Source organism: Novosphingobium clariflavum, from assembly GCF_026420865.1.
Lineage (GTDB): Bacteria > Pseudomonadota > Alphaproteobacteria > Sphingomonadales > Sphingomonadaceae > Novosphingobium > Novosphingobium clariflavum.
The window spans coordinates 53,103-74,236 of record NZ_JAPCWC010000014.1; the positions used below are offsets into that span (position 1 = coordinate 53,103).

The window sequence follows — 21,134 nt, forward strand, 5'->3', positions numbered from 1 at the left end:
ATCGCCCATCGAGGGATACGGGTCTGTTCAGGGGGATGCTCGTCGAATTGCCCGGGCAAAAGGGCGTCGGGAAGCTGCAATCTGCGGCCGAGGGCCGCTGCGTCGTCTCGATCTTCCACTCGATCCAGCGCAGCGAAGATATCGAGTGCGAGGTAAGCGCGGTCGTCCGCGCCTATTTGAGCCCGCAGACCCGGGCCTATGTTCTCGACGACGGGCGTATGCGGGTCGGTCGCATCAGCGACTATCTCCAGCAGGAAAATGGCCTTGTCACTTATGAGGTCCGCTTCCCCAACGGGAAGCAAAAAGACTTCAGCGAGATCGACCTATTCGTCCGGCCGTGGAATGCGCCCGAGGATCCGGCCGAAATGCTCGCGGCCGGCGCCGCCGAAAGCCAGTATCTGCACGACCGCCGGCAAGCCGCGCTGACGCCGCTGCGATCGCTGACCAGTGCGGCTCAAGGTCTGACGTCGCTGCTCTCGGCCGGGATCGACTTCGTGCCGCACCAAGTCGCAGCGGTGCGCCGCGTGCTCAGTGATCCGATCCAGCGCTATCTCCTCGCCGACGAGGTCGGGCTGGGCAAGACAATCGAGGCCGGGTTGATCATCCGCCAGCATCTGATCGACAATCCCGACACCGAGGTACTGATCGCGACCCCGTCGGCACTGTGCGAGCAGTGGCGGCGCGAACTTTCCGAAAAGCTCCGCCTCGACCAGTTCGGCGAGCCCTTCGAATGTTGCTCGCATGCCGAAATCGAGCGGGTCGCGCGAACACCCGATGTTCTGGTGGTCGACGAAGCGCATCATCTGGTTGGACTCGAGGACGGCCCGCTTTCAGCATCGGCGGCTCGGTTGCGCGAGCTCGCCCGAGACGTGCCGGTGTTGTTGCTGCTGTCCGCAACGCCGCCGCTTGGCGAGGAGGCTCGGTTCCTGGCACTGCTCAATTTGCTCGATCCGCTGACCCATCCGCTCGACGATCTTGACGGTTTTCGCCTGAAGCTCGAACAGCGCCGGGCGATCGGCCGCTTGCTCCTTAGTCTCGACCCGGACGCATCGGGCATTGTGCTGCGCCAGCGCGGCGCTGAACTAGTCCGTAGCTTTCCCGACGATCCTGTAGTCCAAGAGTTGGCACCGCAGTTGATTGAGGCAACGCGAGAGGCACCCGAACGACTCGTCGACCTATGCGGCGCGCTCAAGGAGCATATCGCCGACAGCTATCGCATCCACCAGCGTCTGATCCGCTCGCGTCGCGCCGATGCCCAGGGATGGGAGTTTCGACCACGCGGACCTGATGGCGGCGCCATGACCCATGTGCGCATCGAAGGCGATCCGAGCGACAACCTGGCGGTGCTGCTTGGCACGCTTGAAGACTGGCGGTCGGCTGCGGTCGACTCGCTAGTCGATGGCGATCCGGGGGTGCCGCTTCTCGCCGCGCGCTACCGCAATCTTCTCGGCGCGGTGTCCGAAGGCGCCGACGCTCTTCGCGCCTGGCTGGCTGGTGTCATGCCGATCTTCGCCGGCGAGGCGGAAATCCTCGACGCGCTGCGCGAGCAAGCCCAGGACTACGACGATGCCGACCGCATCGAAACGATGGTCGAAAGCGTGCGGAGGCTGATCAAGACGCTGCGGGCCGACGTCGATCAGCCCAAGATCGTTGTGTTCGCGACGGCTGAGGCGCTGGCAACCGCGTTCCATCGAGCGCTGGAGGAGGCGCTCGGCGACACACCGTGCTTTCTACTCGTCTCGGGAGGTGACGCGGGCGATGACAAGGAGGACGGCGTCGCGGCGTTCGCGCAAGCGCCCGATGCCGCGGTTCTCATCGGCGACCAGACGGCCGAAGAAGGTCTCAATCTCAGCTTCTCCGATGCGATCGTGCATCTCGACCTGCCGCTGAGCGCTGCCCGGATCGAGCAGCGCATCGGCCGCCTCGACCGCTATGGCCGGCGACAGGGGATCATCCGTCACCGGATCCTCTTGCCTTCGGACGAAGACGAAAGCCCCTTTGCAGCCTGGCAGGCCTTGCTCGCCGACGGCCTGTCGATTTTCCACCGCTCGATCAGCGATGTGCAATTCCTGCTGGATGATTTCGAGACCCGCGCGCTCGACACCCTGCTGATGACCGGGCCCAATGCGCTAATCGCGCTGGCCGAGGAGATCAAAGGCCAGATCGCCGACGAACGAAAGTCTCAGGACGAACAATATGCCCTCGACCGGATCGCGCTTGCAGAGGAACCGGTCGAAACATTCATCCAGGCTCTGGATGACGCCGAAGCTGATGAGGCGGCGCTCGAGGCTGGCGTCGATCAATGGCTGATCGACACACTGCAACTCAAGAAGCGGCCCTACGCCTGGCCCGAGGAAGATCCGTTCAAGCTCGGTATAACCAAGCAGACCTTGATCCCGCGCTTGCCGTGGCAACAGCAATTGGAACTCGACGACAGCCAGCCGCTGAGCTGGAAGCGCCGGATCGCGACACGCCGGACCGCCGTGACCTTGCTGCGCCCGGGTACGCCGCTCATCGACGTGCTGGCGCGCTTCACGCGCTGGGACGATCGCGGAACCGCGTTCGTCACTTATCGGCCGGTCGCGGACTGGCTTGGCGACGCCTGGATCGGATTCAAGCTCTGCTTCACGATCGAGCCCAGTCTCGACATCGCCGACCTGCTCGCGCCGTCGCGCGCCGAACTTGCCGCGTTACGCCGCGCGCAGCGCTATTTTGCGCAAAGCGAGCAGACCCTGTTCATCGACATCAATGGTGAGATGGTCATCGATCCTGCGCTGCTCGCCATCCTGTCCAAGCCGTATAACGGGCATGGCAAAGGCCTGAGCGCCGACATCAATCTCGGAAGCCGGCCGCATATCCTCGCCGACTATATTGACCCCGCTGTGTTTCCGGCAGTGTGCCGTCGCGTGCGGAACGGCGCGCGGCAAACCTTGTCTGAGCAGCCCGCCGTGCTCGATGCGATCACCGCGGCGACGACACTGGCGGCAAGCGATCTACAGCGGCGCCGAAACCGGCTCCAGCGCCGCCAATCGGCCGGCGACTCGATGGCACGCGAGGATATCGCTCTGATCGAGTCAATCCTGCCCAGCATCGCATCACCCGCCATCCGGCTCGACGCCATGGGATGTTTCATCCTGGGTGGGGCGCTCACGAGGTCCGCTCATGGTTGACCTCGATGGCCATGACGCCTTTGTCGCCCTGAGCCAATTGCTCATCCGCACTGATAGCGAGGCGGACTGGCAAGCCCGGTCACCCGCGGTCGAGCGTTTGCGCAAAGCGCTGGTCGACCCGGCACGCCGGGCGAGCGCACTCGATCTAGCCGTGTTGCTCCGCCAAGCCATGACCTATGAGCATGTCCGGCGCGGCGCCATGGTGTCCCCCGCTGTCCTGGTGTCGCACCCACGCTTCGACGGGTTCACCAATTGGGATGCGGTCGGGCTACACAACACTTCCGCTGGCGAAGCGCGACTGGTGACGCTCCAGCCCTGGAAGCCGGCATGGCTCGTGGCTCCCGGCGACGGCGTCGAAACCCTTGCTGCGTCCGAGGCAACCCGCCGTGAGTTTAACAGGGCGGGTTGCGAGGGCGATCCATTGCTCGCCGCTGTCGGTCGAACCTCCTATCGCAGCCGCGGACAGCGCGCTGCCGTACGTGCCGCGCTCTCGACCCCCGCCGGCGCAAGCCTCGTCGTTGCTCTGCCTACCGGCGAGGGCAAGAGCATGATCTTCCAGCTGGTCCAGACGGTCGGCTTCGTCGGCGCGGACCAAGCGGAAAACCGCGGCGTAACCCTGGTGATCGTCCCTACCGTCGCGCTCGGGGTCAATCACGAACAGGAAGCGGTCGATGTCTGCGGCCTGTCGCGCCCGCTCGCTTTCCAGGGTGGCAACGACGCTCAGAACAATATTATCGCCGAACGGATCGCCGACGGCACCCAAGGCCTGTGCTTCGCGTCGCCTGAAGCCGCATGCGGCCGTCTGCGCGACCCGTTGCGGCGCGCGGCCGAGGCAGGTCTGTTGCGCGCGCTGGTGATCGACGAAGCCCATCTCGTCGACCAATGGGGAACGGGCTTTCGGACCGAGTTCCAGGAATTGAGCGGCTTGCGGCGCGAACTGCTGTCGGCCGCACCGCCCGGCCAAGCGCTGCGCACCATCATGTTGTCGGCGACACTCACCGACTCCTCACTCGAAACCTTGCGCTCTCTGTTCGGCGCCGAAAGCAATTTTGAAAGCCTGGCGGCGGTGCAATTGCGGCCCGAACCGGACTATTGGATTGCGCCATCGACCAACGAGGCCAGCCGAACTGCCCAGGTCCTGGAGGCGCTTCACCACGTGCCTCGGCCGGCGGTGCTTTATGTCACCGAGGTTGCGGCCGCCAACGCTTGGTATGCGCAGCTGATCGACGCGGGGTTCCGCCGGGTTCGCAAGCTCCACGGCAAGACCGGGCGCGCCGAGCGAGAGGAGATTGTCGGACAGTGGCGCGACGGCGCACTCGATATCGTCGTCGGAACTTCCGCGTTCGGGCTTGGCATCGATTACGGGCATGCTCGCAGCGTGATCCACGCCTGCGTTCCAGAGACGCTCGATCGCTTCTACCAAGAGGTCGGGCGCGGCGGGCGCGACGGCAAGGCTGCGCTTTCGCTGATTGTGCCGACAGACAACGACATGGGGATCGCCGAGCGCATTAACGCCCAGCAAGTCATCAGCATTGATCGCGGCTACCATCGCTGGTCTGCGATGTTCGCGCGAAAGGCCAGCCTTGGGAACGGACGCTTCGCCGTGCGGATCGACGGCCGACCCGGCACCGATGAACGCGACATCGACATGTTCGGCGATGCCAATACCGACTGGAACTTGCGCACGGTCGCCCTGATGGCGCGTGCCGGCATTCTGCGACTGCTCGGCACACCCTATCCGCGGATCGAACAGGAGGGCGACTGGCTCGAGATCGAGATCATCGACGATCATCATCTCGACCTAGCGCTATGGCAGTCGCGCGTCGAACCCGTGCGCCGGGTCGGCTGGCTTGCCGCCAAGCGCAATCTCGACCTTATGCGCGAATATCTGCGCAACGATCGCTGTCCGGCCGCGATCCTTGAAGATTTGTACGGTGCGAACCGGGTCGGACGGACGTGCAGCCGCTGCAGCCGGTGCCGATCTGACGAGGCTTGCCGCCTCAACAGCGTAGCAGTTGGCGAACCGCGCGGCCCATGGACCGAGCCGCTCGATCCGCTGGTCGCCAATCTTTTCGACCGCGATCTCCGGCTTTTGGTCAGCTATGATCCCGGTGACCTCGCACGCAACGCGTCGCGCCGGCTTGGTGACACGCTGCAGCGCCTAGCGCAGGCCCGTCTCGCCAAGTTGATCACACTCGGCCCGCAGCCGTTCGACATGGGCCGGGTTCTCAAGTTTGCGGAAAAGTTGGCATTCTTCGTCAGCGACCTGTCCTCGCTTGCCTTATCGCGCCTTCCGCGTGGCCCCGAACTTGTCATGGTCGGCGACCGGCAAACACTCGAGCCGCAGAACCTCGCGCCGCGGCCTGATAATCCTCGGATCTTCCTGGCCCCAATTGATCAGCCCGCCCCAGATGGACGCAGATTGAAAGATGTATTTGGCGGTCGGACGCTGACGCTCGACGAGTTTAATGCAAGAGTAGCCCAATGAGTATAGTTACAACTGCCCAAGCTGTTCCGAGTCGATTGTTCGCGATCTATGCCGCCTTGTTCGACAGCGAAAATGGTGAAGTCAAAGACCGGATCGAGGCCTGGGCCACTCCGCCGTCACTCAGTGGACGCGGCGGCGATGATGATGGCGAGTCGACCACGACGTTGTTCAGCAACACGCTTGCCGAAGCACGGCGCATCGGTCTGGTCGAAGAGGTTGAAGACAAGTTGCGTCTGACCGCCGACGCACGCGGCGGCGGCAAAAAAGGCAAGGGCAGCGAGACGTTCTTCTTGGCTTTCCTGCGGCGCACCTTGTTCGATCCGACGCGCGCAGCCGAAACACAGCAGGCCGGCTTCATGGTCGCCCTGTCCTGGTTTCTGAGTTCTAGCCCGCTGCGGCCGATGAATTTCTCCGAGGCGCCGCAAAACAATCTAAAAGCGCAGATCGGGGATCACGCGTCGAAGACCGAATTGACCTCGCTCAATCGCTATCAGAACTTCCTGTATTGGGCGCGTTATCTCGGCTTCGCCACCATCGTCGGCGGTGGCAGCGATGCCGAGGACGTCACCTCGCGCCGGGTGATCCCCGATCCGGTTAAGGCAATCGAAAGCGCGCTCCCCGCCATCTTCTCCGAGGGCAACGACCTACCGATCGAGCAATTCATGATGCGGTTGGCAGCGATCTTTCCGGTCTTTGAGACCGGCAGTGTTCGCCAGGACTATGAAGCCATGCGGCTCACCCCGCTGGCGGACGGCGACAAGCGTCTCTCGATCACCACCAGTCTTGCGCTGCAGCGGCTTGCCGACCGCCAGCGTCTGACTATGGCGACCGTCGCCGACGCACCCGGCCGTATTCTCGATTTCGGCTCGCGCGAAGGTCGCGTGAGCCGTATCGCGCTGCGAGAGGCGGCATGATGCGCAATTTTCTCTGCTGGGATCCCGGTGCCGTCCGCCAGGTGATCAATCCATTCGCCGAGCATATCAGCGATAGCCTTTTCCGCGCGGTGCACAGCGACTGGGACCTCAAGGTCAGCCCGCAGGTCGGCAAGTCGTTCCAAGAGATCGGCGAGGCCTCGTGGGCGGACATGACGCCGCCGGCCTTTCTCGCGGATTTTCTGCGTGAGGACCGACCGCATGCACTGGCGGCCATCCTCGGCGAAACGGGCTCGGGTAAGTCGCATCTCGTTCACTGGATGCGGCTCAACATCAAGCCGACCAGGGAGAGGGTCGTCCTGGTGGTGCGCAAGTCGGGCACGTCGCTGCGCAACATCGTCAAGATGATCATCGCCGAATTGCCCGCCGAGCAGCAGGCGAGTTTCCTCGAAACGCTGCAATCGGCGGGCGATGGAACGCAAAGCCGGGCAGACCAGAAGCAGCAATTGCTCAACGATCTCGCGCAGGTGATCCGCGAGGAGGTCCTGCCGACGGACGCCGACGAGATCGAGGAGGGGCTTGCGAGCAGCCTGCCCGATCTGTTCCAAGATCCGCATATGCGCAAAGCGCATTTCCTCGGCGACAACACCGTCATCGCCGAAATCGTCGACCACATCTTTGCGCCGTCCAACGCGAAGGATCGTCCCGATCAACGCCGCGTCTTCGTCGAGAGTGACTTGCCGCTTGGCGGCATGGACTTCGCACATGCCTCGCGCCTTGCACGAGACGCCATCGACCTCATCGAACTCGACCCCGCAGTACACCTTCCGCTCGCGATCCGGATCATCAACCGCAATCTTGATCGCGCCGTAGCGCGAACCTTGAGTTTCTCTGGAGACCGGGTCGAGGAACTGATGACCCGTTTGCGCACCTACCTCAAGTCGCAGGGCCAGGAACTCGTCCTTCTCGTGGAGGAATTCGCGCGCCTTCAAGGCATCGACCGCGCGCTACTGCAGGCAATCACTTCACAGGGCGACGAGCGCCAGTGCAAGATGCGAACAGCGATCGCGGTCACCACGGGCTTTTTCCAGAGCGTGGCCGAGACTGCCTATATGCGTACGACCCATATAGTCGATATGGATCGGTCCGCTGGCCGGGCCGAGGGTCGGTCGGTCACTAAGGCTTCGCTCAGCCAGTTCACCGCGCGCTATCTCAACGCCGTACGGCTTGGCCGGGACGGCATCACCCAGTGGAGCGACGCCGCGGCACCTGGCGAAAGCCCGCGCTCCAAGTGCGACATGTGCATCCATCAGACCGAATGCCACGCCGTATTCGGTGAGGTCGACGGCTATGGCCTCTATCCATTTACCCCCGACGCCTTGTGGAACGCCGCGTCGCGTGCCGATGCTTCGATGCCGGAACGGCTCAACCCTCGCGTCCTTCAGAACGACCTGCTCGTCGAGGTGCTCGACAATTTCGGCCCCGAAATCGCGACCGGCACATTTCCGCCGTTCAAGCTTCTCGAGAAGCTCGGCGGCATCACGGCCCTCCCTGCCGTCGCTCAAGCCGAACTGCGCAATCGCAATCCGCAGAATTACCAGCGCTGGGCATCCTTTCTCGAACTCTATGATGGCACCGGCACGATCGCCAATCTCGACGAGCGCCTTCGCGCAGCGTTCGAGGTTCCCGAGATTCCGGGCGCCGACGCGGCGAAGCCGAACCAGCCAACGGCCGATACGCCGACGCTTGAAGCGCCGCAGCGTAACGTTGCCAGCAAGGAAGACCTGCTTATCGAGCAATGGATCGGCGGGCAGGGGCTGGACCAATCCATTGCAAACAATCTCAGATTGCTGGTCTATTCGGCCGTCTCCAATGCCATAGATTGGGACATGGTCGGGCTGGCCAAGGCGAGTTTCGTCGGTCGAACCGGTAAGGCGTTCCAAACAGCGAGCATCAGCTTCGATCGCCAAACGACGCAGGTGCGCACCGACCTGCAGGTCAAGCTCGTTATCCCGGGTACTCTTGTGCAGCCCGAAACGGCGGCAGCGGCCCTCCAGGGGGTGTTGCGCGCCAGCAAGGATCAGTTCCGATGGGAGTTCCCCAACGGCGAAAAGATGCTCGGCGCCTTCCTCGATTGCGTGGAGATCTGGGCGAAGGATGTCGAGGCGCAATTGCGCGACATCTGCCAGCCTACGCCGCAGTGGAACCAGGCGGCGGCGGCGGTCGAACTCCTCTGCATCGGCGCGGCGATCGGCGGCAAGATCAAGCCCGACGCGAAGATCGCCGACATGATCGACGCAGCGTTCAGCGCACAATGGGCAAGCGAGTGCGCGAGCACGGCACCCGAGATGAAGGCGCTGTACGACAAGCTGACAAGACAACGCGAAAAGCTGGTGGGAATCGCGCAATCCCAAATGTCGAGCATGAAGGGCGGCCGAGCCGGTGCAATGCTCAATCCAGGCCGTATCCTCGGGCCCATCCGTGAATTTCGTCAGGCCAAATGGCAGTTGCGTCTTCAGCCCCCCGATGGTGAGACACAAGAGCCCGCCAAACTCTATCGTGAGACGAGGGACGCGCTCCCCACGGCAGCGAACTCCGAGATGGCGGTCCGCAAATCCTGGCTCAATGCGATGCAAGACGCGTTCGGCGCGACTGCTACGCGCGCATCTATCGTAACGGCGCTCGATGCAGCGCAGCAGGCCGTGGCTGAGGCCGGTATCGGCACCAGCACCACGGGACGCGTTTTGACCGACGCGCTCGACCGCTTCAGGACCGTATATTTCGATGACTCGATGGCAGCCGCACGGGCACTTGGCAGCGAAGGCGATGCGGTTGCCGCGCTTCCTCATTTTGGTCGAGGCCGGCGCGGCGCGGTCGATGCGGGGACCGCTCTAGTCGCCGCGGCGCAGGCCTTTCTCGATACCGTTGACGACAATATCGGAGCGACCAGCCAGAGTCTCGACGCCAAGCACGGCGCAGTGGCGGCCAGTCTCAATCAGATCGATACAGCGCTTACCGCGATCGAAGCCGATTTGATCGCGATGGCGACGATTGACGGGGAGCAAGCCGATGCTGCTTGACCGCGCCGCCACGCTCGCAACCAAGATCAACACCTACCAGAAGCTCAAGAATAGCGCCGCCGAAGCCGAACAGTTCGGTACGCGCGCGAAGCAGTTCGAGACCGCTTCGCTGCTTATGGCGAGGCTTCGCGAGACGCTGACCGCCCTTGCGGATGCCGGTGTTCGGGTCGATTTTCAGCCAAGCGACGGCCTCGGCTATGCCGCCAAGGCACGCACGTTGCGCGAAGCGATCAAGGAGGATCCAGCAAAGGTCAACGACCCGCCGTTCGACATCAAGCACGCCTTTACTGACCGTCTCAACAGTATCGCCAGCGCGGGGCATAAGGCGGCGAGTGCTGCGTGGAAAACCTATGTCGATAAGCGTGCCGCCTTTGGCGCCGATGACGTCTTGAGTGCGCTCGGCCAGGTGCCGCAATTTCGGGTGAGCGTCGCCAAGATACGGCAGATCCGAAGCGAGGTAGCGACCTTTGGTGCCAGCCTGCCTGCTGACCCCAAGGCGGCGATCGCCAGTCTCGACACGCTCGTCAGCCAGCACGAGGCGGCATGGAACACTCTTGCGGCGTCCGATATCCCATCAGGCGTCGTCGCCTTCATTCGCGCCGCAGCCAATAGCGAGGCCCTTTTAAGCGCTTATACGTCCGAAGTGCAGACGTGGCTCGAAAGCCGCAACTTGCTCGGCGCGTTCCGCATCAAGCTGAGGTAGGCGCAATCATGCCTGTGTCTAACCATGCCCTCGCGGTGCTCGACCGCATTGAAGCCATTGAGATGCGCTCCCTCGAATGGGGGTTCACCGATGGCGCTCTGAGCGAGGATGAAGCCTTCGATCTCGGCGATCTGGTCTGCGCGGCGGCAGGAGTAAGTGGCACTGACGGGCAGGATCTCGTCGAGGAACTGATCGATGCCAAGCTAATCTTTGAGATGGCGAGCGTCGGCGGCGACGTCCGTATCCGGTCGCGCTTTGCCGAGATGATGCGGCTGCTGGCTGCCAACCGGCAACTCTTCCCCAACAAGCCCTGGCAGGGTGCGCCGTCGCTCGTCGCCGACTTTCGGGTGGATTGCCGGCCGCGACGCTTTCCCGAGCGACGGCGTTTGCCCGCCGATATCCTCGCCGAGCATGCATCAGTGCTGGGCGGGTCACAACTGCGTGAGGACCTCTGGCGGACGCTGACCTCGCGCGACGGAATGAAGCTTGCCGGCTTTCAGGAGCGCGCGGCGCTGCGTCTGTCGGCCGCGACGGACGATGGCGGCACAATCGTCACCGCTGGCACCGGCAGTGGCAAGACCATCGCCTTCTACCTGCCCGGAATGATCCGCATTGGTGAAGCGATCGATGCCGATCATTGGGTCAAAGCGATCGCGATCTACCCGCGAATTGAGCTGCTCAAGGACCAGTTTGCCGAAGCGTTTCGCATGGCGCGGACGATTGATCAGACGCTTGCCGCGCACGGGCGCCGGCCGCTGATCATCGGTGCCTTGTTCGGCAAGACACCGACCCGTGCGACCCGGCAGGAACTGATCGATAAGAGTTGGGTTCGGCGCGGCGAGGACTTTGTCTGCCCCTGGATGCGCTGTCCGCGCTGCGACGACGAGCTCGTCTGGCGCGGCGTTGATATCGCCGCGACCACCGAGCGGCTGGCCTGTGTTCAACCCGCCTGCGGCCAAATGATCGGCGACGACCAGATCGTGCTGACCCGGACCCGGTTGCAGCGCATTCCGCCCGACATCCTGTTCACCACGACCGAGATTCTGAACCAGCGCCTGTCCGATCACTGGATGCGCGGTCTGTTCGGCGTCGGTCTCCCGCTCGGGCGCAAGCCATTGCTGGCCCTGCTCGACGAAGTGCACACCTATGAGGGTGGAACCGGCGCGCAGGCCGCGCTGACGCTCCGGCGATGGCGGCATTTGCTGGCGGCACCGATCTCCTGGGTCGGTCTCTCCGCCACGCTAGGCGATGCGGCGCGCTTCTTTTCTGATCTGACCGGCGCGGCCTTGGACGACGTGGTCGAGATCACGCCGACGCTCGAAGAGTTCGAGGAACAGGGCGCCGAATATCAAATCCTGCTACGTGGCGACCCGGCGTCGCGCGCGTCGCTGCTCTCGACGACGATCCAGACCTCGATGCTGCTGCCCCGGCTGCTCGATCCGCCCGGCGCGACCAACGTGTCAGGCACCTTTGGCCGGCGCGCCTTTCTTTTCACCGATGACCTCGACGTCACCAATCGCCTCTACGACGATCTGCGCGACGCCGAGGCATTCACGATTTTCGGTCGACCCGATGCGGCGCGGATGCCCCTTGCGAACATCCGCCGGGCCGGTCCCGATGCCGCGGTTCGCGATGTCGAGGGCCAGCGCTGGCGGATCTGCGAGGACATCGGCCATCCGCTCGATCGCCGCCTGGTCGTCGGGCGGACCACCTCACAGGACGCCGGAGTCAATCAATCGGCCAATATCGTGGTTGCGACTGCTGCGCTTGAGGTCGGGTTCAACGACCCGCTCGTCGGCGCGGTCATCCAGCACAAGGCGCCGCGCAGCATGGCGTCGTTCCTGCAGCGCAAGGGACGCGCCGGCCGCGATCGCGCGATGCGCCCGATCACGCTCACTGTCCTGTCGGACTATGGCCGCGACCGCGCTTTCTACCAAGCGTTCGAGCATCTGTTCGATCCCTCGCTCGAGCCGCAATATCTCCCGATCCGCAATCCGTATGTGATGAAGATTCAGGCTGTCTTCGCGTTGTTCGATTGGCTGGCAGCGACCACCGTGGGCTATGAGAAGGCCTGGCAGTGGAACCTCCTCAGCCGCCCGCTGCCGCAGGCGAGCCCCGCCGAGCGTGCCGTTCTCGATCGCACCCGCGCTAAGCTGACCCAGTTGGTGCAAGGCGACGCCGCCACCATCGACGATCTGCGCAGCTATCTGATGGGAGCGCTCGGGATCGACCGACCGGCGGCCGAAACATTGCTCTGGGAAGCGCCGCGCTCGCTTCTGCTCGAGGCGGTGCCGACGTTGGTCCGGCGGCTGTTCCGTGGCTGGCAACTCGCGATCCCAAATGCCGGCGCGACGCTTGATCTGCAGGTCGATCACCATCCGCTGCCCGATTTCGTCCCGCGCAACCTGTTCAGCGACCTGAGCTTGCCGGAAGTGCGGGTCATCATCCCGCCCGCGACGGTCAATCACGAGGAACGAGTCGAACAGATGCCGATCCTCCAGGCGCTGAATCAATTCGTACCGGGACGCGTGACCCGCCGCTTCGCACATGAGCGCGGCGCACTGTCGCACTGGATTCCGGTCGATCCAGCGTTTCCCGAGCAGGATCGCCGGATCAGCGACTACGCGCCCGAACATGAGTTCGTCGGCAGCTTTACCGGCAGCCTCAATGATCATGTCGGCGGAGCGCCGCTCCTGGTCTTCCGACCATGGACCGTGCGCCTCGAACGTGCCGCCCGCACCGAGGCGCTGCCGAGCAGCAACGCCCAACTCGTCTGGCAATCTGACATCGTCGCCAATGGCGATGCCCTCGGCGTGCCGGTCCCGACGCGGTCGGAATGGCGCCACCATGTCCGCGCCATCGACTTCCATCTGCACCGGTTCCGCTCGAGTGTCAGTGTCCGGCGCTTCGCCGGGACGGCGCGGGCGAATGTCCGAACGTTACAGGACGATTTTCCCGTCACGCTGACCTTCACCAGCAATGACGATCGACCCGCCGCGGTCGGCTTCGAACTTGAGGTCGACGGATTCCGGCTCGATCTCGCCTTGCCGCATGCCGACATGCTGAACGGTGATCGCTTGCCGCCCGATGTCTTCGCCGCAAGCAAACTCGCCTATGTTCGCGACCTGATCCGGCTGGACCCGGAACTGCCCGACGACCTAAACCAGTTTCAGCGCGAATGGTTGGTCCAGTTCCTGTTGTCGGCATTGCTTGCCGATGCTGCGACCAACAATCGGCCGCTTGCCGAGACGATCGCCGACCTTCTTGACGACGACCGGATCGAAAGCGTGTTCGGTGCTGTCATGGACGATGTGTTCGGCACGATGCCGCCGACGCCGCCCGACAGCGACGATACGCGAGATGGCGATGCCGACGATGATGCCGATGGTAATGGCGGGTATCCCGCTGGCGGATCTTCTGGCGCCGGTGCGGCAGGCGGTGGAGGGCGCTTGCAGCAGGCGCTGCTCCAGCAACTCGGCCGTCCGGTCGTCCGGGACCGGTTGCGCGCGCTTGCCGCGCAACTGGTCGCGGTCGATCCCGCGATGTTCAGCGCCTGGCTTCGTCGCCTGATCCTCGAAACGCTCGGCGAGGCGATGCTCCAAGCGTGTATCGCCGCAGCACCGCGACAGGCCACCATTGACACCCTGCTCGTCGATATCCGCGATGACGCGACGTCCGATGTCGCAAGCGTCTGGATCAGCGAGACGACACTTGGCGGCGCTGGTGTCCTCGAAGCCTTTGCCGACCGTTTTGCCTCCGAGCCGCGCCTGTTCTTCTCGGCGCTCAACGCGGCGCTTGCGCCCAGCGACTTGGAGTTGGTCGATGGCAGCTTGCGTGAGATCCTGACCCTCGCCATCGACGATGCCGAGGTCAGCGAACAGGTTATGCGACTGCGTGCGACGAACTCGCACGGTGAGCGCGCGATCCTGTGGCGGACGCTCTCGCACACGCTCGCGCAGCGCGGTGGAATCGATCTGAGCCATGCGCTCTCGGTTTCGCTCAACAACCGCCTGCTGCGCGCCGGCTCGGGTCCCCAACTCGATCGGTTGCTGCTCGACCTGCAAACGCACTGGGATGCGACGCAGGACCGATTCGGCATTGCCATCGGCTTGCGCGAATATGCCTATATTGCGAGCCGCGACGCCACTCTTTCGAGCGCTGTTCGAGCGTTCCTCGCGGCGACACTGCCGGCGGCCGCCATCGCGCATGTAACGGTCCTGTCGGCAATCACGAGCTTGATCTGGCCGCGCGCGAATGAAGTGCGCCAGCGCGTTCTGCAGTCCTACCATCCGTTCCGCCAGACGCGTTCGACCGACCCCGCTGTTGTCCGCAATCTGCTGCTCAGCCGGGCGGTCGCGACGATCGCCGTCAGCGATCCCGATTGGGAGGCCCTGCTAGCAACCGCGTTTGAAGCTCAGGGTACGGCACGGCTCGTTGCCGATGCGGGCGAAGCCCGGCTGTTCCGCGCCGTCCTCGTTCGCCTCTCGGCGACCCCTGTCAGCGTCGGTGTGCTGCAGTTCTACCCCGCCATCGAGCGGGTCGAACGCGCTGATGGCAGAATCCTCGCGACGCTGACCCTGAGGGAGCAGGTCTGATGCGCTATCCGTCACGCGATCTCCATGGCCCGACACAGTCGCGGGCAGTCCGCGACCTTTTTCAAAGCCTGTTCGTCGCCGAACTCATCCATCCCAGCCCGAAGCTGTGGCTGTTCTTCGCCTGGATCAGCGATGTCGAGATCATCGACAATTCTGCGCGCGAGTTCGCAGCGCTCGAGCCGGATTGGCCGGCGGCGCCGATCCGCTTGTCGCAAGTGCTCCGCGCTTTACTCGCCCGCGGCGTCGAACTTCGGCTGGTGATCCGCGCCGACGGCCACAATGACTATTTCATCGCTCGCCTTCAGACGCTCAAGGCGCGCTACGGCGATCAGATCAAATGGACCGTGGAGAAGAGTTTCCACGCCAAGGGCCTGCTCGGTGCCGACTACTTCTTGAGCGGTTCGATGAATCTCACGCACAATGGCATTTCGATTAACGGCGAACATCTCGTACTGCGGACCGACCCGGCGGCGGTCGCCGAGCAATCGATCGAGCTTGAATCGCGCTGGGAAGGCCAGATGGCATGATCGGCCCGAACTTCGATGCGGCGCGGGCCGTGCTGGCAGATCTCGTCGCGCTCCAGCCATGCGCGAGCGCGAGCAATGAAATTGCCGCATTATGCGCGGATGTGACCCAATCGGTGATCTCCGAGACATTTCCCGGTGCGCTCGTTCCTGTAATTGACAGTGCCGGATCGATGCAGATCGATGTTGCCGTGCCGACCATGTCCGACTGGCGGCGGCTCAAGCCCGTCCTGCTGGCGTTCGCCGGACCGACGCTTACCGGGTTCGACGGCGTGCCAGAGCCGTTCGCCGCTATCGATCCGATCGGCGCCCGCCTCCAACTTGCCGCGCCCGCTGTCACCGCGATCATGCGCTTGCCGGCCGACGATCGCGCGCGCGTTGCGGCCTTGCGCGCTGTCCTGCGCGCGCGCGACACGCTTGCGTGCGCGCCCGAATTGCAGCGCTCGGCCCCAGTCCCGACCTCTTGGCTGCTGGCGCGGTTCCAGGATTATCTCAATGTCGGGGGCCGCGATGCGGCCACCGGCATTCTTGACCGCCTCCGCAGCGAACTCCGTCTCGACGCACTCAACGTCAAATTTCTCGAAGTCCAGCTGCTCGCCGTCTTTGAGGACTGGGCGGCAATCGTTGACCTCCCCGAATTCCCGAGCCTCTGCGTCGCCCGCAGGACGCCTGCGATCACCGCGATCCTCCTGGAAGCACTGTATCAAACCCATATTGCGGGACCTTTCGACGCCGTGAATGTGGCCGAAACGCGTGCTGCGTTCGAGAGCTCGGTCCAGTCCTTTGTCCAGTCGATGAGTATCGCCGCTGCACCGGCAGGGTTGCGGATAGGCGGATGGCGCCTCCTCGGTCTGGAAACACTCTCAGATCCCGATCGCCAAGACCTGTTCGCCATCCTTGCCGACCGGGCGCAGGACCTGGGCTGGATCGCAGACCTGTTGCCGGCGCAAGCGCCGCTCGCGCCTCAAGGGGTCGAGGTTGCTGCCCCGATCGATGCCGCGCGTGAAGCGCTGGTACAAGCTGATGCGGTCGACAGCATAGACCTCCTTGCTGACGCAATGGCAGCGATGGCGCGGCTCAGTCCTGATGAACTGGCGTTGCTGCGTGAGACGATGCCGTTCCGACCGATCGTGCAGGCGACCGATGAGCTGGCGAATATCGCGCCGCCGACATCCTGGATCGCCTGGCTTGATCGCGCCGGGGATCCAGCCTTCGCCAACGCACTCGATATTGCGCGGCGGGGCAAGGATGAGTGGGAGATCGGCGCATCGACGGGTGATCCGGTCGCGGTGCGTGCCCTCGTCGCGGCACTCGAAAAGGTCCAAGGCGATGAGCTTGCCGCTGGTCGCACTACCCAGGCCTTGCCCTATCTGGTCGCCTGGCTGCAGAGAGACGACGAATTCCCAAGGGCTGCTCTGTCGCCGGTCTATGGTGGGTTATTGACCCTCTTTGCGCTCGGGAGTGCGCGCGGAGCAACTATCTACGATTCGAGCCAAGTGTTGGTTGAAGGGCTTCTGGCCTCGGGCCTTGGCCAAAAGGCCTATCGCGACCTGATCGCCGATATCGACGAGATCGCCGGTGACGGCTTTGGCGTCGATATGATCTATTGGGTTCTGGGGCTTGTTGAGAGTTTCATGAACGCCGCCACACCCGATGCGAGTGCCCGCGAGACGTTCCTCCATCGCATTCTTGCCCGCATCGTTCCAATCTATGGCCGCCTTACCCGCATCCAGCAGATCGCGGTCAGATTGTTGTCGAGCGAACTCGGCTGGTCGCCGCCGGGAACACCGGTAACCGATGTCGAGCCCGCGGATGATGGCTTGGCAAGCCGCCTGGCTGGCTTGCGCATTGCCATCTATTCGCTGACCGAATCCTCAAGCCGGCAAGCCAAGGCTGTGCTGGAGGAGATCTCGCCATCCGTCACGGTCGATACAAATGCCGATCACGGTGGTAGCCCTCGGCTGCGCGCACTAGCGGAGAATTCCGATCTCTTCGTGATGACATGGTTATCGGCAAAGCACGCAGCCACAGATTTCATCCGTGAGCATCGCGGCAGTCGAACATTGCTCTATTCGCGAGGGAAGGGATTCTCGAGCATAGTCCGAGCTATTGAGGCCCATTTATCGAAAAAGGCATGACAATTTAAGTCCACTTGTCAGGTATAGCGACTGTGGTTTTGGGCAGAATGCCGGCAACACGCGAGCCCCTCGCGGGAACGTGGAGTGGTACCGCCCGAAGAATCACGTAATCTGATCAAACTGTCGGCTTCCCCGGCCTCGCAAGTCGCGACGAAGCTGGAAGCCGAAGAAGCCAAGCCAAAGTGCAATCTCAACATGGTGGCCATCGGTGCGGACACGTAATGAAAGCTGGCGTCTGACGGGCCTTCAACGAAGGTGCGGCGTCCACCTTGCTTCAAGCTCACGGGTTTCATTTTCCTCGTCCTCTGCGTCCTCATCGATGTAGAGGAGAGTGACCTTGAAGCCATTCGACTGGCAGACTGCCTGTTCAAGGACAGTGGGAAACTTTACATCACGCTGAGGCTGAAGCCATATGCCGCCGTGCCGGCTGGCCCACGACGACGGACTACCCGTGTTCCGGTGTCGGCGCGTCAAGGAAGCCAAAGGAAGTTGCGACCCCTTCCCTACATCGAGTGGCGGAAAATCCTTTGATGCCCGGCTGTAGCGAACCACGTCCTCGCGCGAGAAGATGACGGCGCAGGTTTCGGGCGATAGCTCTACATACCTGTTCGCGACTGCCTCCATGCTTACATCGTAGAGGTCGCTGAGTTGCCGGATATGGCTGGCGTCGATGCCGCCCAGGCTATCAATATCTTTCGTGAACAACGGCTTTGGCATGAGCAGGCCTGCTGAAAACCGGTTTGCCTCGGCCTCCTGCCGCTTATATGCATCGGTGCGGCTGCTTTCCTCCAGGTCCTGCTTGCTGCATTGCCTCTGATAGCCGTGCGACGGAATCAGAAAATGCCCAAGCTCATGCCCTATGGTATAGCGCTTCCGTTTTCTCGGCAGTCCATCCTTGGTAAGGATGATGCCTTGGTTCTTTTCGGGATCGGAAGTTAGTCCGCCTATGAACCCGTCCACTTCCAGGGTTTTGAAACCGATGATGCCAACATCGGAGGCGATATCCTCAAGGGGCACCCGCCTCGGCAGATCGGGATAGTAACCGAAGAGGACCTGCAGGAGCCGCTCTGGAGAGCCGCAATCCGCCAAATCCATCCTCAGATCGACATTCACGACTTCTTCGCTTTCAGTGCTTCCGCCACGCTCCGCAAAGCTTCCCAGTCCTTCTCGGAAAGCTGGCCATCGAAATCACGAAAAAACTGTAGCGCATTGGCTTCGTCGGGCTCGATTGAATCATCGTTAAAATACGCGATTGGCACGCGGAAATGATCGGCAAGGCGCTTCACGATTTCCATGCTGGGATTTTTGCTCGTCCCCTTTTCGAGTTCCCAGACGTGAACCTTGGAAATGCCGACCCCGTCAGCGACCTGCTGGAGCGACTGACGGCTCTGCTCGCGCAGCTTCTTCAACTTCGACGCCAACGACATGCGATGCGGACCAACCTCTGCTTATTCCGTTAGGTCCATCTTACGCTCTGGACGACTGGCTTGACAAGCGCGCCGTCGTTAGTTTAATCTAACGATCGTTCGATGATAGCCGGAAAGGAGGTGATTCTATGTCGGGCAAGAACCAGCATGTCGTGCCGCACGAGGGCGGTTGGGCGGTCAAGGGGGCGGGCAACTCGCGCGCAACCTCGGTCCACGAAACGCAGGCTCAAGCGATCGAGGCGGCGCGCAACATCGCTCGCAACCAAGAAAGCGAGCTACTGATCCACAGGCGCAACGGCCAGATTCGCGAACGCGACAGCTTCGGCAACGATCCGTTCCCGCCGGAGGGCTAACAGGGGGCTCCCTAACGGGAGCCTCCTCTCACATTCGATCAAGGAGGAAGTAATGGCGGTTTACGTCGTCACGTGGAATCTCAACAAGGAAGGTGCGGCCTACACCGCCGCTCGCGCAACCTTCCTCAAGCATCTGGCCAAGTATGATAACACGCAGGATTCCGGCCTGGAAACCGTGCGCTGGATTTCAACGAATGAAAGCGCCCAGCAGGTTTCCGACTATCTCCGTCAGAAACTCGATGACAATGACCGGCTGTTCGTCTCGAAAGTCGTTTCCGGCACCCATGCGGGGTGGCTCGAAAAGTCTGTCTGGACGTGGATCAACGCCCGCCTTTAACCGGTTGTTTTATGCTCTGATGCCGGGGCGTCGATCCGTATGGCGTTTGTCACGGCCGCTTAAGTTTAGGCAACGCCGATTGGTCTTAGCGATCTATCTGTCCGACATTGCTGCCATCCTGGACGCGGCCAGGCTGATTACATCAGCATTCGGCTTCAGGTTGCGGAAACGGGACATCGTAGCATCCCGCTCGATTCGCGGCGAATCTATGGTGTGGTGAGCACCGACGGGCTTCGAGCAGGCGCTATGGGCATCGGCGCGAATGATCGGGGGAAGCGAACCGTCAGTATCTGTGTTCACCGGCAAGCTGTGGCCAGGGCGGGTGCCCTCCGGCTGCTGGAGACCGACCCCTCCTTGTCGCCTGCATGCGATCCTCGGCCGCCTAATGCCGTCAACCCCGCGAGGGGGTTCCCCTCCGCTTGCGCTGCGGTGACGTCGGCAACCGGGCTCTCCTTTGGGCGCCATCGGGGATGATCCCCGAGCAACCGAAGGAGTTTTTGTCATGGCCACTATCGCTAACCTCACCGTGAAGAACGACGGCAGCCTCGAAGGCACGCTCGCCACCCTCACTGTTTCGGCACCGATCGCCATCATCCCCAACGCCCGCAAGGCCAAGGAATCCGAGCCCGATTATCGTATCATCAGCCGCAAGAACGGCTTCGAGCTGGGCGCTGGCTGGAACCGCTTCTCGCAGAATACGGGCGCCGAATATGTCTCGGTCTCGCTGTCCGCGCCCGAGTTCGGCACCATCTACGGCAATATCGCCAACGCGCCCGGCGACGACCCGACGAAGAAGGTCATCATCTGGAACCCGCCCGCCTGATCCGGCTCCGGCCCCGCCCGCGGGCGGGGCCAATCCCCTTTCCCCACGATCAGCAATGCCGGGACAGGCCGAGCCTGTCCCGGCATTGCTGTGCCTAGCCGTTGAGCTTGTCCTTCACCGCCTTGGCGGGCGCAAAGGTCAGCTTCTTCGACGCAGCGATCTGGATGGTTTCGCCGGTCGAAGGATTGCGGCCTTCACGCGCCGGACTGTCCTTTACCCGGAACTTGCCAAAGCCGTTCAGCGCGATTTCCTCGCCCTTCGCCGCCGCGTCCGCGATGGCGGTGAAGACACCATCGACATATTTGCGGGCGTCGGACTTAGTAATGCCGTTCGAGGCGGCAAGGGCGTCGGCAAGATCGCTGTTGTTCACGAATATCACTCCACTTTTCAAAACTGTCCGCCGGACACGAATCACATCGTTGCAGGCGGTTCGGCACCCTAAGCAGCAGTCGCTTCGCGGTCATCTTCCATCGCACGTCATGCCGGTCAGTAGCATCGGGCTCGCACTCGTTGCGGCCGCAGGAAGTTCATCTCAGTCGATGTGAGTTTCCAGCCGAACGACGAGGCGGCAGCGGTGAGTCTTGGTCCCGTCCGGCAAACGGAGACCATCCCCGCTCGGGTGAG

Annotated in this window: 14 protein-coding genes; 11 read left to right on the forward strand and 3 right to left on the reverse strand. The window is 62.9% G+C overall.

What is annotated here, in order from left to right; genetic code table 11:
- The first annotated feature begins 35 nt into the window (after window positions 1-35).
- Genes dpdE through dpdD form a run of 8 tightly spaced genes read left to right on the forward strand, consistent with a single transcriptional unit; the run spans window position 36 to window position 17,570 of the window.
- Complete coding sequence (gene dpdE, locus OKA11_RS16445) at window positions 36-3,170, forward strand: protein DpdE (RefSeq protein WP_267222250.1); 3,135 nt, start codon at window positions 36-38, stop codon at window positions 3,168-3,170.
- The gene (gene dpdF / locus OKA11_RS16450) at window positions 3,163-5,658 is read left to right on the forward strand and encodes a protein DpdF (protein ID WP_267222251.1); all 2,496 of its coding nucleotides are present in this window, start codon (window positions 3,163-3,165) and stop codon (window positions 5,656-5,658) included. Before dpdE ends, dpdF begins: the two co-directional genes overlap by 8 nt.
- Entirely contained in the window at window positions 5,655-6,572 is a 918-nt protein-coding gene (gene dpdG / locus OKA11_RS16455; RefSeq protein ID WP_267222252.1) for a protein DpdG, read from the forward strand. Before dpdF ends, dpdG begins: the two co-directional genes overlap by 4 nt.
- Window positions 6,569-9,610 (forward strand): protein DpdH, encoded by a 3,042-nt coding sequence (gene dpdH, locus OKA11_RS16460; protein ID WP_267222254.1) that lies wholly within the window; start codon window positions 6,569-6,571, stop codon window positions 9,608-9,610. Before dpdG ends, dpdH begins: the two co-directional genes overlap by 4 nt.
- Window positions 9,600-10,313, forward strand: coding sequence for a hypothetical protein (locus OKA11_RS16465; protein WP_267222256.1), 714 nt, complete (start codon window positions 9,600-9,602; stop codon window positions 10,311-10,313). The genes dpdH and OKA11_RS16465 overlap by 11 nt, the downstream gene beginning before the upstream one ends.
- Window positions 10,314-10,321: 8 nt before the next feature.
- Entirely contained in the window at window positions 10,322-14,908 is a 4,587-nt protein-coding gene (gene dpdJ, locus OKA11_RS16470) for a protein DpdJ (RefSeq protein WP_267222258.1), read from the forward strand.
- Complete coding sequence (gene dpdK / locus OKA11_RS16475; RefSeq protein WP_267222260.1) at window positions 14,908-15,435, forward strand: phospholipase D-like domain-containing protein DpdK; 528 nt, start codon at window positions 14,908-14,910, stop codon at window positions 15,433-15,435. Before dpdJ ends, dpdK begins: the two co-directional genes overlap by 1 nt.
- Window positions 15,432-17,570 (forward strand): protein DpdD, encoded by a 2,139-nt coding sequence (gene dpdD / locus OKA11_RS16480; protein ID WP_267222262.1) that lies wholly within the window; start codon window positions 15,432-15,434, stop codon window positions 17,568-17,570. The genes dpdK and dpdD overlap by 4 nt, the downstream gene beginning before the upstream one ends.
- Window positions 17,571-17,816: 246 nt before the next feature.
- On the opposite strand, the gene OKA11_RS16485 is transcribed toward dpdD, so the two are convergent.
- Both OKA11_RS16485 and OKA11_RS16490 read right to left on the reverse strand, forming a co-directional pair.
- Window positions 17,817-18,683 (reverse strand): ImmA/IrrE family metallo-endopeptidase, encoded by an 867-nt coding sequence (locus OKA11_RS16485; RefSeq protein ID WP_267222264.1) that lies wholly within the window; start codon window positions 18,681-18,683, stop codon window positions 17,817-17,819.
- Window positions 18,680-18,979, reverse strand: coding sequence for a helix-turn-helix domain-containing protein (locus tag OKA11_RS16490; protein WP_267222266.1), 300 nt, complete (start codon window positions 18,977-18,979; stop codon window positions 18,680-18,682). Before OKA11_RS16490 ends, OKA11_RS16485 begins: the two co-directional genes overlap by 4 nt.
- Window positions 18,980-19,125: 146 nt before the next feature.
- Here OKA11_RS16490 and OKA11_RS16495 point away from each other — a divergent pair, with 146 nt between their 5' ends.
- From OKA11_RS16495 to OKA11_RS16505, 3 genes are all read left to right on the forward strand, one after another.
- A complete protein-coding gene (locus OKA11_RS16495) occupies window positions 19,126-19,350 on the forward strand; it encodes a DUF2188 domain-containing protein (RefSeq protein ID WP_209046416.1) in 225 nt (74 codons plus the stop codon).
- A gap of 52 nt (window positions 19,351-19,402) precedes the next feature.
- Window positions 19,403-19,687, forward strand: coding sequence for a hypothetical protein (locus OKA11_RS16500; protein ID WP_209046418.1), 285 nt, complete (start codon window positions 19,403-19,405; stop codon window positions 19,685-19,687).
- Window positions 19,688-20,189: 502 nt separating this feature from the next.
- The gene (locus OKA11_RS16505) at window positions 20,190-20,510 is read left to right on the forward strand and encodes a DUF736 domain-containing protein (RefSeq protein WP_011542904.1); all 321 of its coding nucleotides are present in this window, start codon (window positions 20,190-20,192) and stop codon (window positions 20,508-20,510) included.
- A 94-nt stretch (window positions 20,511-20,604) separates the two neighbouring features.
- Here the strand turns inward: OKA11_RS16505 and OKA11_RS16510 are convergent, their stop codons facing one another.
- Window positions 20,605-20,880, reverse strand: coding sequence for an HU family DNA-binding protein (locus OKA11_RS16510; protein WP_267222273.1), 276 nt, complete (start codon window positions 20,878-20,880; stop codon window positions 20,605-20,607).
- Window positions 20,881-21,134: the final 254 nt, after the last annotated feature.

What these genes read in the sequence shown, in the direction of transcription:
- dpdE (WP_267222250.1), top strand. Translation starts at nt 36, where the DNA reads ATGCTCGTCGAATTGCCCGGGCAAAAGGGCGTCGGGAAGCTGCAATCT.
- dpdF (WP_267222251.1), top strand. Translation starts at nt 3,163, where the DNA reads ATGGTTGACCTCGATGGCCATGACGCCTTTGTCGCCCTGAGCCAATTG.
- dpdG (WP_267222252.1), top strand. Translation starts at nt 5,655, where the DNA reads ATGAGTATAGTTACAACTGCCCAAGCTGTTCCGAGTCGATTGTTCGCG.
- dpdH (WP_267222254.1), top strand. Translation starts at nt 6,569, where the DNA reads ATGATGCGCAATTTTCTCTGCTGGGATCCCGGTGCCGTCCGCCAGGTG.
- OKA11_RS16465 (WP_267222256.1), top strand. Translation starts at nt 9,600, where the DNA reads ATGCTGCTTGACCGCGCCGCCACGCTCGCAACCAAGATCAACACCTAC.
- dpdJ (WP_267222258.1), top strand. Translation starts at nt 10,322, where the DNA reads ATGCCTGTGTCTAACCATGCCCTCGCGGTGCTCGACCGCATTGAAGCC.
- dpdK (WP_267222260.1), top strand. Translation starts at nt 14,908, where the DNA reads ATGCGCTATCCGTCACGCGATCTCCATGGCCCGACACAGTCGCGGGCA.
- dpdD (WP_267222262.1), top strand. Translation starts at nt 15,432, where the DNA reads ATGATCGGCCCGAACTTCGATGCGGCGCGGGCCGTGCTGGCAGATCTC.
- OKA11_RS16495 (WP_209046416.1), top strand. Translation starts at nt 19,126, where the DNA reads ATGTCGGGCAAGAACCAGCATGTCGTGCCGCACGAGGGCGGTTGGGCG.
- OKA11_RS16500 (WP_209046418.1), top strand. Translation starts at nt 19,403, where the DNA reads ATGGCGGTTTACGTCGTCACGTGGAATCTCAACAAGGAAGGTGCGGCC.
- OKA11_RS16505 (WP_011542904.1), top strand. Translation starts at nt 20,190, where the DNA reads ATGGCCACTATCGCTAACCTCACCGTGAAGAACGACGGCAGCCTCGAA.